Source organism: Sediminivirga luteola (assembly GCF_014639315.1).
Classification (GTDB): Bacteria; Actinomycetota; Actinomycetes; order Actinomycetales; family Brevibacteriaceae; genus Sediminivirga; species Sediminivirga luteola.
Window position 1 is genome coordinate 172,026 of sequence record NZ_BMFY01000002.1, and the last position, 12,071, is coordinate 184,096.

Here is a 12,071-nt window from a genome sequence, read left to right on the forward strand (position 1 = left end):
CCTTTCTTCGCGAGTCGCCTCGCCTCGTCTTCTCGCCCGCAAAGCGCGTACGAGCGGATCCGTGATTTTCTGCAGCTACGCTCGATGCAGCCTGCTATGCGTGGGCGCTGGGTTCACCCCGGTTGACTCCGCTGATCGTCGCCACTGCGCCATGGCGCTGCGTGCCGGCGTAGATGCCGAAACGGGACTCGTTCCGCTCATCCAGGTAGCGCCGGACGACTGCTCGTTCTGGACGGCCGGCGACGGCGGAGACGTCGAACACAGCCGGGTCCACGGCCCGCACACGCGGGTCGCCAAGAACGGCATCCTCTGCCGTCCCGCGATAAATGAGGGAGAGTCGTCCGTCGGACGTCTCATAAAGGGAGTAAAGGAAGTCGATGCTGACCGGCACGCCGAGCGCTTCCTCGGCCGCTGCGCTCAGTCGGTCCTCCGAAAGGGCGCTGGAGTCCATCACGGTCGAGGGCAGACCGTAGACGTCCGGCTGCTCTTCCCTCAGCAATAGTGCGCCAGCAGGTGTCTCCACGACCCAGCCCACTCGGACGCCGCTGGCGTCGTGGGCCAGGCCCCTGGCCAATTCCTCTTCCGCGCGGAACGACTGGAACTGGCTCTGATAGAAGCCCAGCGGTCTCGCGTCCTGGACAGCGCAGTCGTACACCCTGCCGATGACCACCAGGTGGTCTCCGGCATCGACGATCTGGTGCGTCTCGCAGGCCAGCCAGGTGCCGACTTCGTCCAGCAGAGGAGCCCCGGTGCGGGTTTCGGTCACCGGCACGCCGGCGAACCTATCGACACCGCGAGTGGCGAATGCTTTGGCGAGCGCCTGGTTCTCTGAGCCAAGGATGTGAACGTTGTATCCCTCGGCGGCGGAGAACGCCTCGCAACTGGAGGAAGACTTCCCCACGCAAAACAACACAAGCGGCGGATCGAGGGATACCGAAGTGAAGGAGTTTGCCGTGATCCCCCGCAGCTCACCCGTCGCGTCTCTGGTGGTGATGATCGTGACCCCTGTGAGGAAGGAGCCGAGGACCCTTCTGAACGTAGCGCTGTCAATTTCTGTACTCACGGGACGACGCATCCTCTCTGCCGCATGCCAGTGACATGCTCCGTCAATGTGGCCTATGACACATTCCGCTGTCGGTTGTCAGACAGGCTACTGTCTATTAGCAGTCAGCACAATAGGTACGTTAGGATTCGACCATGGCTTCTCTGCCCTCTCCTCTCCCGGAATCACCGATCCTGCGAGCACCGGCGCTCATCCGCGATCAGGTGGCGGACTACCTGCGGGATACCATCACAAGCCTTCAGCTGCCGGCCGGCGCCCCTCTGGTAGAACGGGAGATCTGCGCGGTCACCACTGCGAGCCGGGCCACCGTTCGTGAGGCTCTACGGCAGCTGCAGAGCGAAGGGCTCGTCGAATCCGAGCCTGGTAGAGGGACATTCGTGAAGACCTTCACCCGCAAGGAGGTGGAGGACATGTACGCGATCCGCGCGCAACTCGAAGGTCTTGCCTGCCGGCTCTTCGTCCGAAACAGGAGCACGGAACAACTTGAGGCTCTGCGGGAAGCCGTCGAAGCGATGGCACACGCCGTCGACGATCCGACGCTGATGCTGAAGGAGAAGACCCGGTTCTACGCGGTGCTCTTCGCAGGAGCCGGCAACAGCGAGCTCACGCGTATTCTTCAGGGACTCCGGCGGCGGATCACCCTCGTGCAGGCGAACTCTCTCGCGGTCCCCGGCCGCCCCGCGCAGTCCCTCGCGGAGATCCAAGGAATCGTCGCCGCAATCGAGGACGGCGATGGCCCTCGAGCCGAAAAACTGTGCGTCGAACACATCCAGGCAGCGGCCACCACGCTGCTGAGCTCACCGGAAGCACGCTTCCTCTAACGCGAAATACAGAAGAGTGCCATGCCGACCGCGCCAGTCATCTCAGCGGCGTGGTGCTGCCGGTGGATGGCGGGTTCACCGCGTAGGGACGGGTCTCACGTCTGCCCGGCGGCTTCCGACTCGCTCCTCTCCGCGGCGAGCCGGGCGGCATCGCGCCGCTTCTCCACCCGACTCACCCACCAGGCGAACGCGAGCGCGAGCACGCCGAGCACCGCGATGGTCCAGCCGCCCAGCCCCGCCGCGCCGAAGAACAGACCGGTCAGCGGGTTGGCCCCGTCCACGAGCGAGGAGATCTGGCTGGCGCCCTCCGGCAGTTCAAAGCCCGCGCCGGCGGCGATGGAGGTGAACTGCGCGGCGGTCGCGGTCGCGATGAACAGGCCCAGGCCGATGACGATGGCGCCGCCGATCACCGAACGGACGATGTTGCCCCGGAAGATCGGCACCATGATCGCCACGATGAACGGGATGGTGGCGAGGTCCACCAGGGGGAGCACCGTATTGCCCATCGGCGCCAAGGCGATCGCCACGAGCACCGTCACGGGCACCAGCACCAGCGAGGTGGCCAGCACGGCGGGCTGTCCCACGGCAACGGCGGAATCCAGGCCGATGTAGAACTTGCGGCCGGGGAAGCGCTTCTTCACGAAGGCCTGGGCGGATTCCGAGATCGGGATCAGTCCCTCCATGAGCACCGAGACCATTCGCGGCAGCAGCAGCATCACGGCTGCCAGACTCACCGCGAGCGTGAGGATCGCGATGGAGTCCCCGCGCGGATCGTCGAAGCCGAATCCGAAGATCCCCAAGAGCAGCCCGAGCACGAACCCCAGGATGATTGCCTCGCCGAAGACGCCGAACCGCTTCTGAATCGCTGCGGGGTCGGCCTCCAGGCGGTTGAACCCCGGGATGCGGTCGAAGACCCAGTTCATCGGCGCGGCCAGCGCGATATAGGGCGCCGAGGTGCCGTGCGGGAAGGAGATCTCGGGGAAGCCGAAGTACTTCTGCACCCAGGGTGCGGAGAGATCCGCGAGCGCGAGCACCACCACGATGTGAATCGCCGCGGCCGCCACGCCCAGCCAGAAGCTGTCGGTCACCGCGGCGACAAGCGCACCGACCAGTGCGAAGTGCCAGAAGTTCCACAGGTCGATGTTGAACGTGCGGGTCAGTCCGGTGGACAGCAGCACGATGTTGACCAGGAGGCCCAGCGGGATGATGACGGCGCCGATGGTGGAGCCGAAGGCGATTGCCGCAGATGACGGCCAGCCGACGTCGATGGTCCGCAGGTCCACACCGAGGTTCTGGACGATCCCCTCTGCGGCGGGACCGACCTGCTCGGCCATGAGCGTGATGATGAGGTTGATGCCGATGAAGCCGATGCCGATCAGCAGGCCGGCACGGATCGCCTGCGGGAGTCTCTGACCGAGGATGAGCCCGAAGACGGCGATGAGGAACGGAAGGGTGATCGCCGCGCCCAGATCGCTGAGGTAAGCGCTGACGGCGACCAGCACATCGGTGAAGACGTCCATGGAGAGCTCCTTTGCCCGGGACGATGCGACCGAGACGCGGCCGCTAGAGCGTCAGTCGAACTGCGCCCTGATCTGCTCGTAGACCCCGTCGACGCCCATGCCGGTCAGGAAGGGCATGCCCTGGATCACGGGAACGCCTACGGAGTCGGGAACGGTGGTGGTGCTGACGACGAAATCTGCCGAGACGCCACCGCCCAGCAGATCCGCCACGGCCCCTTGCGAGATCGTCGCATCCAGGCCGTTCTCATCGAGGAAGGCGCGGATCTTCTGGCTGACGACGGTGGAGGTCGCCACACCGGTTCCGCAGATGACGAGGACATGCTTGCGAGCCATCGATACTCCCTTGTATCGGACTGCAACGGTCTGACGTAGGCCGCGCATCAGTCGATGGCTGGATTATACTCCGTTAAGTGACATGTGTGCACTACATTCGCACATTCGTGTGAACGTGGCCGCTATATGGCCAGGCAAGGAGTCTGCGATGGAGCAGGAAATCGACGGCCCGGCCGTGCACCCACAGCTCGCACTGGCGCGGATGGAGGCACCCGATGCCGAATCAGCGCTGCGAGCGCTGGCGGGCCTGGCCCTGGAGGCAGGGTTCGTACGGCCGAGCTTCCCGGCGGCGCTGCTGGAGCGCGAACGGCACTACCCCACCGGACTGCCGACCGAGGTGCCGGTGGCGATCCCGCACGCCGACGCCGAACACGTCCTCCGGCCAGGTCTGGGGGTGGCGACCCTCGCCACTCCGGTGCGCTTCGGGCTCATGGGCACCCCAGGCCAGAGCATCGACGCGCGGGTCATCGTCCTGCTCCTGGTTGACCGGCCGCACACGCAGGTCGCACTGCTGTCCCGGCTGGTCGAGGCGTTTCAGCGACCCGGCTGGGCAGATGGGCTGCTCCAGGCAGCCGATGCGGGAACGCTCGCCGCGGAGCTGGGCCGGGTGCTGGAATGACGCCGGCCGCGCGCATCCAGATGAATGCGCTGATTCCAGGCTGACGGCGCCCGCTCACGTTCGCCTCGCTCACCACGGCCTGGCCGCGAGCACGGCGGCAGCGGCATCCACAGCCTCGCGCTGCGCATCGGTCACCTCGTGCACCGGGTACGCCCCGTAGGCCCAGCCGAACGGGTCGGGTGTCAGCTCCTCTTTGCCCGCCAGGGTCTCCACCACCGCCAAACCGCAGAACGGCACGTACTCCGGCGAGTACCCGCCCTCGTGCGAGAACACCAGCTTGCCTCCGCTCGTCTCCTCGGCGAGGTCCACGAGCTGGCGCGTCATCCGCGCGTAGCCGCCGGCTGTGACGCACATACGCCCCAGCGGATCGGCCATGGAGGCATCGAAACCGCAGCTGACGATGACCACGTCCGGCTGGAACGCGCGCACCGCGGGCACGGCGACCTCGGCGATCGCCAGCTCGTAGGCACCGTCGCCGGAACCGGCCGGGAGAGGCACATTCAGCGATGAATAGGGCGCGTTCTCGCCACCGGTCTCCTCCCGCATGCCGGAGTCGAGCGGGAACAGGCGGTCCTGGTGAAGGGAGACGGTGAGCACGTCCGGGTCGTCCCAGAAGATCCGCTGGGCTCCGTTGCCGTGGTGGACGTCGATGTCGACGATCGCCACTCGGGAGATCTTGCCCGCTGCCCGTGCCGCCTGGATCGCGATGCCCACGTTGGAGAACAGGCAGAAGCCCATCCCTGACTGCGGTTCGGCGTGGTGCCCGGGCGGGCGGACCAGGGCGTAGGCGTTCTGCACCTGACCGTCCAGGACCGCGTCGAGCGCGGCCAGCGTGCCGCCAGCGGCCATCCGGGCGATGTCGTAGGACCCCGGCCCGAAGGGCGAGGCACCGTCACCGGCATCGCCGCCGCGCTCGGCGCTCTCCCGTTTGATCCGGGCGACGTACTGCGCATCGTGCACGGCGGTGATCTGTTCCTCCGCGACCGGTTCGAACGGCAGCCTGGTCATCAGTTCCGAGGCGCCGCTGACCTCGATGAGGCCGGCCATTCGGGCCTTCGACTCGGTGCTCTCGTAGTGGTGATGGGGCTGGAGCAGGCCTCCAGCGGGGAGGAACCCCACGTGCGTGGAGGTGTCGTGCCAGGCGAAGCGTTCGTGCCAGACGTATCCGGTCCGTGCGGGTCGTGTCACTTCTCTACTCTTCTCTTCCTCGTCGGCTTCCGGGACAGTCCGAGGCGGGCAGCCGCGTCGTCCTCGAAAACACTCAGCTGTGCGGTCAGGGTTCTTTCATCACCGGGGCAAGCCGGGCGGACAGGCATGACACGGCCGCGCCTTCGCATCGGCGCGCATCCGGCGGCATGCCGGCCCGCCCGAGCCGGAAGCGCTCCCGCCGCCCAGGCCGGAAGCGCTCCGGCAGCCCCGCCTAAGAGGTTCCGGCGCGTTCTCGTTCCGCCGGTCCGGATCTGTTGTCGTCTTCGGCTTCCTCGGTAGCGTCCTTGCCGAGCTTGGCCCAGGAACTGCGGATGACCTTCTGGATCGAGCTGTCGAGCGCGACGGCGACGATCAGGGTGAGGCCGACCAGGATGGTCTGCAGGAACGGTGAGGCCTGCATGAACACCAGGCCGGCACGCAGGACGCGGAAGAACAGCAGGCCCGCGACAACCCCGCTGATCCGGCCGATCCCGCCCTGGAAGGCGACTCCGCCGAGCAGCACGACGGTGAGCGCTTCGAGTTCCAGGCCGGAGCCGATGTTCGGATTGGCCGACTGCACTTTGGCCGACAGCAGGAGCCCGGCCGCCGCCGCGAAGCCGCCGCTGGTCACGAAGAGCAGGAACCGGGTGCCTTTGACGTTCACGCCCATCAGGCGCGCCGCCCGCTCATTGCCGCCGATCGCCTTGACGTTCTTGCCGAACTGGGTCCGGTTGAGCACGTACCAGCCGGCGGCGACCACGAGGATCAGCAGCACGATCTGGATCGGCACCGGCCCCACTTTGAGGGTGCCGATGGCCCGGAACGCCTCCGGCAGCTCGGCCCGCGGGATCGTCTTGCCGCCGGAGAGGAACAGGGCGAATCCGCCCCAGACGCTCAGGCCGCCGAGGGTGACGACGAAGGAGTTCAGGCCCAGGTAGGAGACCAGAAAGCCGTTCAGCGCCCCGGCCAGGGCGCCCAGCGCGATGCCGGCCAGGATGCCGGTCGTGGTCGATCCCGTGCCGCTCATGACCATGCCGCCGGCGACGGCTGCTGCAGAGGCGACCGATCCCACCGACAGGTCGATCGTCCCCGACATGATCAGGAAGGCCAGGGGGATGGCGATCAGGCCCAGCTCGGCCGCCTGGAGGAGGATACTCTGCCCGTTGGCCAGGCTGAAGAAGTTGGGGCGCAGGACGGAGAAGACGGCGATCAGGGCGATCAGCGCCATGAAGATGCCGTTCCTGGCCAGGAAGATCTTGAGTCTCTCGGTGTTCATCTGGCTTCTCTCTTCGGGGCGGGACGCATGTGCTCGGTGCTGGCACGCGCAGGCGGGCCGGCACCTGGCGGCGAGCCGGCGGGTCAGGCGGATTCGGGTACGGGTTCGGCGAGGGCCAGGAGCCCGGCCAGCAGGGCGGCGTTGAAGTCTCCCGCGCGGCCGACCTCGCGGATGCGCCCGCCGAGGAGGCAGTAGGCGCGATCGCACATGCTGGCGATCTCGTCCGATTCGCTGGAGACCACCAGCACGGTCGCGCCGTCCCTGGCCGCGGTGCGGGCCGCGTCGACGATGTCCAGCTTCGCGCCGACGTCGACGCCCTGGGTGGGCTGCGCCAGGACGAGGAGGCCCGGACGGGCGGGGTAGAGCCACCGCGCGAGCAGATGCTTCTGCCGGTTGCCGCCGGAGAACTGCGAGACCTCCGCGTCCCCGGCCGGCCCGCGGATGTCGAGGGCGCGCCTGGCCTTGCGATAGACCTCTGCGCCGGTCTGGTCCGATATCCACCAGCCGCGTCCGCCGGTGGCACCGAACCAGGGCAGCATGACGTTGTCCTTGGCGGTCTCCGAGGCGATCAGTCCTTCGGTGTCCCGGTCCGGCGGCACGTAGAACACACCCCGCTTGATGGCCTGGCGCGGGCTGGCCACCCGCACCCGGGTGCCGCGCAACTCGTACTCCGCGGCGCCGTCGACGCCCGCCAGGCTGGCCGCGAGCGCGAACTGCTCGCCGCCGGCCATCCCGAACAGGCCGACGACCTCGCCTTCACGGGCGGTGACGGGTCCGCCGGGCGTGTCGATCCGGAAGGCCTCTGCCCCGGGGACGGTCTCGATGAACTCGGCGTCACGCAACTCCGGCACGAGCGCCCGCGCGAGCCGGTCCGCAGTGAAACCGGCGGCCGCATCGTCCACGACGAGTTCACCGCCGCGCAACACGACGATCCTGGTGCAGACCTCCATGATGTCCGGCAGGCGGTGGGAGACGTACACGACAGCCACGCCGCGCTCGGCGAAGTTCCTGATGAGAGCGTGCAGGGCATCGGTCTCCGCTTTCCCCAACGCCGCCGTCGGCTCATCCAGCAGGAGCACCTTCATCTCCCCGGCGAGCATCCCGCGGGCCAGGTCGACCAGCTGCCGCTGCCCGAGCCCGAGGGCGTCGACGGGCATATCGAGCGGGATGTCCGCGCCGACCGCTTCCAGCGCGGCTCTCGCCTTCTTCTTCCGGTCGGCGCCCGCGCCCGCGGGGCGGGCGAGGAACAGGTTGTCCAGCACCGTCAGGTTCTGCGCCAGCGCGGGCTCCTGATGGATGATCGTGATGCCCAGCTCGGCAGCCTGCCGTGGGCTGAGGTCACCGCCGACATTGACCCCGTCGACCCGGAACGAGCCGCTGGTGGCCCCGATGACGCCGCTGGTCACGTTGAACAGCGTGCTCTTCCCGGCGCCGTTGTGCCCCAGCAGGCCGACGATCTCGCCGGGCCGGACCGAGAAGCTGATCTCGGACAGGGCGCGGGTGGCGCCGAAGTCGACGGTGACGCTCTCGTACTCGAGCCTGGGCGGTTCCTGGGGCGGTGTCATCGGGTTCCTTCCGCTGCTGCCTGGGCCTACTGGTTCTCCAGCAGGAACGACTCGGCGTTCTCGCTGGTCACCTGGGTCTGCTCCAGGGTGACGTCCTCCACCGGCTCGCCCTCGGCCGCGGCGACGAGCATCTCGGCATTGGCCTCGGCGATCTCCCGCGCAGGCGTGAGGAACAGCAGGCGCCAGAAGCTGTCCTCTTCGCCCACGACGGCGAGTTCGGCGTCGGTGCCGTCGATGTTGCCCAGCAGGATCGACTCGTCGGTCGGGGAGACGCCCGCGTCAGTCAGTGCCTGGTACGCGCCCAGGGCCGGGTCGTTCGCCACTGCCAGCCACACCTTGGTGTCCGGGAAGGCGTTGAGCTGGTTCTGCACGGCCGAGTAGCCGTCGTCGAGGTTGAGCACGGAGTGCTCGTTGATGTTCAGATCCAGATCGGCGGCGTCCAGCGCGGCGCGGATGCCCTCGCCGCGCAGACGACCCAGATCGGTGTCGGGGTAGCCCAGGAGCGCGACGTCGACCTCCTCATCGGGATAGGTCTCGGCGATCCACTCGGCGGCCTGCTCCCCGAGCACCTGGCCGTCGGCCAGATGGTCGAAGACGACGGCCGCCTCCACACCTTCCCACTCGCTGCCGTAGCCGAGCACCGGGATGCCCGCGCCGGCGGCCTGGCTGGTCACCGCGACCATCGCGTCGGACTGGACCGGGTAGCCCATGATGGCGCGCACATCGCCGCGGGCGATCCAGGATTCCCAGTTGGCGACCTGGGTCTGGGCGTTCCACTCGGGATTGTCGGTGATGAACTCGTAGCCGGCCGCCTGAACGGACTCCTCCATGAACGGGAGCATGTCGTTCCAGATCTGGATGTCCAGGCCGGCGAAGCTCATCGCGACCGCGCCCTTCTCTCCGCTCCCCTCCCCGCCTGTGCCGCCGTCGGCGCAGGCGGACAGGAGCAGCGCGGATGCTGCGGTGAGGGCGGCCCCGGCCAGGAGCCGGCCCGTGAATCTGCTGGTGCGTGCCATGGTGTCCTCTTTCGTCGTGGCCTCGGGGCGGCCCCCGGCGGGTTCCCTGCCGAAACCGGGCCGGTGGTACACCGATCCGGAAGGCAGTGCCGTGAAGGTGCCGGAACGTTCCGGCAGTGTCGTGAAGTCCATCTTGGATGTGGCCGGCATCACCGTCAAGACCCTGAAGCCGAGTTTTTACACGCTGCTAACATGCGGAATCCGCAGCTCCACCCGATGTGACTTGCCGGTATCCGAGGCGCACGGCACGGTTGGTAGCCTGCCGGTATGCCTTCCCCCCGCGTCACGCTCACCGATCTGGCCGCGCACGTCGGCCTCTCGGTCACCACCGTCTCCGATGCGCTGCACGACACCGGGCGCGTGGCGGAGTCCACCCGGACGCGCGTCCGCCAGGCCGCCGCCGAACTCGGCTACATCCCCAACCGCGCCGCGCAGAACCTGCGCCACAGGCGCAGCACGACGGTCGGCTTGTTCGTGCCCCAGCGCGTCATCGGCATGGAGTTCTACCTCACCTTCGCGCTCGCCGCGGCCGATCACCTCGGCAGCAGCGGCTACGATCTGACGCTGCTCAGCAGCCAGCCCAGCACGGGTCGCCGCGACGACTGGCTCCAGCACGCCGGGGTCATCGTCATCGACGCCACACTGGAGGACACCCGTTTCGCGGACAATCTCAGTCAGCAGCCCCGCCTGGTCACCGCCGGCCGGATCGAGGGAGTGCCGGAATCGGCGCTGCTGGGGATCATCGAAGCCGACTACCGCGCTCTCATCCGGCAAGCACTGGACCAACTGCACGCGGACACTCCGGTGCGGCGGCCGGTCATGATCAGCTACGCCCCCGCCGATGCCTACTCCTGGTCCCGCCAGCTGATCGACGGGTACCGCGAGTGGTGTGAACGCCACGGCGTGCAGCCGCTCCTGCGCACCGTCGATCTGTCCTCGGAGCTCAAGGGCGTCGACGAGGCGGTCGAGCTGATCCGCGCCCACGCCGATGCCGACCTGCTCATCTTCACCGGCACCGTGCTGGCGCTGACGGCGCGTTCACACCCCCGCTACGAGGGGCTCTTCCCCGCCGGGCCGCCACGCTCGGTGGTGCTGACCACCAATCCGATGGAGACCAGCCTCGTGGAGCACGATGCCGCCCTGCACACGCGGGCCAAGGAGTTCGCCGTCGCGACCGCGGATCTTCTGCTGGAACAACTGGCACGGCTGGAGCGCGACGGCGAAACCGCCTTCACCCACCGGTGGTTCAACCCGCATCTGCACCTGGCCGGTGAGGTGCGGGAACTCGACTCGGCGACGGGACGGTTGCGCCGGCTCCGCGCCTGAAGGTTCCCGCCGCGCGCCCCGGCCTCGGGCCTGTTCCCGCGCATGCCCCGCTGCCGGCCCCGGTCCCGCAGGACAACGAGCGGGCTCAGAACCTCGCCGGGTCGAACGGCCGCAGCGCGTCAGGCATAGCCCCTTCGCGCATGAACTCCGAGAGCGCTTCGGCCGAGGCGGGACCGAGCGTCACGCCGAGCATGCTGTGACCGCTCGTGACGAAGGCGTTGGACAGCCCGCCCAGGCGCCCGATGACCGGCAGCCCGTCCGGCGTCATCGGCCGCAGCCCGGCCGCCGGTGCCGGCGCCGTGGCAGGAGGCGTCCAGTCGCGAAAGTACCGGCCCGGCGCCCGCAGCACCGCCTCGGAACGCACCGGGCTGAAGTTCTCGTCGAGGCCGCCGAACTCCATCGTCCCGGCCAGCCGCAGCCGCTCGCGGAACGGTGTCACGGCGACTTTGGCGTCCCCGAGGTAGGTCGCGCCGCGCAGCGGCAGCGGATCCGTCTGAAGCATGTAGCCCTTGCCCGGGCGGACCGGAAGGCGCACGCCGAACTCCCTGGCCAGCACGCCGGTGTGCGCGCCGGCCGCCAGGACCACCGTCTCCGCGCGCAGGCTCGTTCCGCCGGCGGCGCCGGTGGCGTCAGCGGTGTGGACGGCGGTCACCCGGTCGCCGCGGACATCGGCGCCGGTGACGCGGCAGCCGGTGAGCATCCGCACTCCGCGGGCGGCGACGGCGGAGCGCAGCGCCCGCATGAGCGCACCCGGGTCCAGGTGCCGTTCGTGCGGGAAGTAGACGCCCCCGGCGACGGCATCGCTCAGCAGGGGCTCGTGCATCCGGACCTCGTCGCCGCGAAGCACGCGAGGTTCCAGGCCGGCGGCCTCGAAGACGTCCCGGTAGGCCAGCTGTTCTTCCAGATGCGCGGGATCGGTGAACGTCAGCAGCAGACCAGCGGCATGCATCTCGAACTCCATGCCCTGCTTCCGGTACTCGTCGAACGCGGCCATGGAGGCACCCATGAGGCCGAGGTGCGCCTCCAGGCCCAGGCGCTGCGCGTGGGCGGTGCTGTGCCGCCACATGTGGAGCATGAACCGCAGGAACTCCGGCTCCACCGAGGGCCTGATGTAGAGCGGCCTGTCCGGACGCAGCATCCAGCCCAGAGCCTGCCGCACCGCACCGGGGCCGGGCACCGGCACGGACAGCGCCGGGACGATCCATCCGGCGTTCACCTCGCTCGCGCCACCGGGCGCATGCCGGGCATCGACGACCGTCACCTCGCGGCCCTCGCGCGTCAGCCGTTCGGCGAGCATGAGGCCGATGAGGCCGCCGCCGACGATGACCGTGCTCATTCCGTGCT

The 12,071-nt window shown here is 68.6% G+C and carries 11 protein-coding genes; 3 read left to right on the plus strand and 8 right to left on the minus strand.

Features of this window, described 5'->3' with window-relative positions; translation table 11 throughout:
- Positions 1–94 precede the first annotated feature (94 nt).
- The gene (locus IEW13_RS02565; protein WP_188549359.1) at positions 95–1,075 is read right to left on the minus strand and encodes a flavin reductase family protein; all 981 of its coding nucleotides are present in this window, start codon (positions 1,073–1,075) and stop codon (positions 95–97) included.
- A gap of 122 nt (positions 1,076–1,197) precedes the next feature.
- On the opposite strand from IEW13_RS02565, the gene IEW13_RS02570 reads away from it, so the two are divergent.
- On the plus strand, positions 1,198–1,884 hold the full coding sequence (locus IEW13_RS02570; protein ID WP_188549360.1) for a GntR family transcriptional regulator: 687 nt from the start codon (positions 1,198–1,200) through the stop codon (positions 1,882–1,884).
- 95 nt (positions 1,885–1,979) lie between these two features.
- Here the strand turns inward: IEW13_RS02570 and IEW13_RS02575 are convergent, their stop codons facing one another.
- Positions 1,980–3,404 carry a PTS galactitol transporter subunit IIC gene (locus IEW13_RS02575; RefSeq protein WP_188549361.1) on the minus strand — a complete coding sequence of 475 codons (1,425 nt, stop codon included), beginning with the start codon at positions 3,402–3,404 and terminating at the stop codon, positions 1,980–1,982.
- Between the two features lie 51 nt (positions 3,405–3,455).
- Positions 3,456–3,737: a PTS sugar transporter subunit IIB gene (locus IEW13_RS02580; RefSeq protein WP_188549362.1), complete on the minus strand. Its 282-nt coding sequence runs from the start codon at positions 3,735–3,737 to the stop codon at positions 3,456–3,458.
- Positions 3,738–3,885: 148 nt separating this feature from the next.
- Between IEW13_RS02580 and IEW13_RS02585 the strand changes: the two genes are divergently transcribed.
- Positions 3,886–4,356 carry a PTS sugar transporter subunit IIA gene (locus IEW13_RS02585; RefSeq protein WP_188549363.1) on the plus strand — a complete coding sequence of 157 codons (471 nt, stop codon included), beginning with the start codon at positions 3,886–3,888 and terminating at the stop codon, positions 4,354–4,356.
- 69 nt (positions 4,357–4,425) lie between these two features.
- Here IEW13_RS02585 and IEW13_RS02590 read toward each other — a convergent pair whose 3' ends face one another.
- From IEW13_RS02590 to IEW13_RS02605, 4 genes are all read right to left on the minus strand, one after another.
- Positions 4,426–5,544, minus strand: coding sequence for a histone deacetylase-like amidohydrolase (locus IEW13_RS02590; protein WP_188549364.1), 1,119 nt, complete (start codon positions 5,542–5,544; stop codon positions 4,426–4,428).
- 232 nt (positions 5,545–5,776) lie between these two features.
- A complete protein-coding gene (locus IEW13_RS02595) occupies positions 5,777–6,820 on the minus strand; it encodes an ABC transporter permease (protein ID WP_188549365.1) in 1,044 nt (347 codons plus the stop codon).
- A gap of 83 nt (positions 6,821–6,903) precedes the next feature.
- Positions 6,904–8,385 carry a sugar ABC transporter ATP-binding protein gene (locus tag IEW13_RS02600; protein WP_188549366.1) on the minus strand — a complete coding sequence of 494 codons (1,482 nt, stop codon included), beginning with the start codon at positions 8,383–8,385 and terminating at the stop codon, positions 6,904–6,906.
- 26 nt (positions 8,386–8,411) lie between these two features.
- On the minus strand, positions 8,412–9,551 hold the full coding sequence (locus IEW13_RS02605) for a sugar ABC transporter substrate-binding protein (protein ID WP_229744883.1): 1,140 nt from the start codon (positions 9,549–9,551) through the stop codon (positions 8,412–8,414).
- Positions 9,552–9,668: 117 nt separating this feature from the next.
- Here IEW13_RS02605 and IEW13_RS02610 point away from each other — a divergent pair, with 117 nt between their 5' ends.
- Complete coding sequence (locus IEW13_RS02610) at positions 9,669–10,727, plus strand: LacI family DNA-binding transcriptional regulator (protein WP_188549367.1); 1,059 nt, start codon at positions 9,669–9,671, stop codon at positions 10,725–10,727.
- A gap of 85 nt (positions 10,728–10,812) precedes the next feature.
- Here the strand turns inward: IEW13_RS02610 and IEW13_RS02615 are convergent, their stop codons facing one another.
- Entirely contained in the window at positions 10,813–12,063 is a 1,251-nt protein-coding gene (locus IEW13_RS02615; RefSeq protein ID WP_188549368.1) for an NAD(P)/FAD-dependent oxidoreductase, read from the minus strand.
- Positions 12,064–12,071 lie beyond the last annotated feature (8 nt).

Bases quoted from the DNA above. Each gene is read 5' to 3' on its own strand.
- IEW13_RS02565 (WP_188549359.1), bottom strand. From the start codon at position 1,075: ATGCGTCGTCCCGTGAGTACAGAAATTGACAGCGCTACGTTCAGAAGG.
- IEW13_RS02570 (WP_188549360.1), top strand. From the start codon at position 1,198: ATGGCTTCTCTGCCCTCTCCTCTCCCGGAATCACCGATCCTGCGAGCA.
- IEW13_RS02575 (WP_188549361.1), bottom strand. From the start codon at position 3,404: ATGGACGTCTTCACCGATGTGCTGGTCGCCGTCAGCGCTTACCTCAGC.
- IEW13_RS02580 (WP_188549362.1), bottom strand. From the start codon at position 3,737: ATGGCTCGCAAGCATGTCCTCGTCATCTGCGGAACCGGTGTGGCGACC.
- IEW13_RS02585 (WP_188549363.1), top strand. From the start codon at position 3,886: ATGGAGCAGGAAATCGACGGCCCGGCCGTGCACCCACAGCTCGCACTG.
- IEW13_RS02595 (WP_188549365.1), bottom strand. From the start codon at position 6,820: ATGAACACCGAGAGACTCAAGATCTTCCTGGCCAGGAACGGCATCTTC.
- IEW13_RS02600 (WP_188549366.1), bottom strand. From the start codon at position 8,385: ATGACACCGCCCCAGGAACCGCCCAGGCTCGAGTACGAGAGCGTCACC.
- IEW13_RS02605 (WP_229744883.1), bottom strand. From the start codon at position 9,551: ATGCCGGCCACATCCAAGATGGACTTCACGACACTGCCGGAACGTTCC.
- IEW13_RS02610 (WP_188549367.1), top strand. From the start codon at position 9,669: ATGCCTTCCCCCCGCGTCACGCTCACCGATCTGGCCGCGCACGTCGGC.
- IEW13_RS02615 (WP_188549368.1), bottom strand. From the start codon at position 12,063: ATGAGCACGGTCATCGTCGGCGGCGGCCTCATCGGCCTCATGCTCGCC.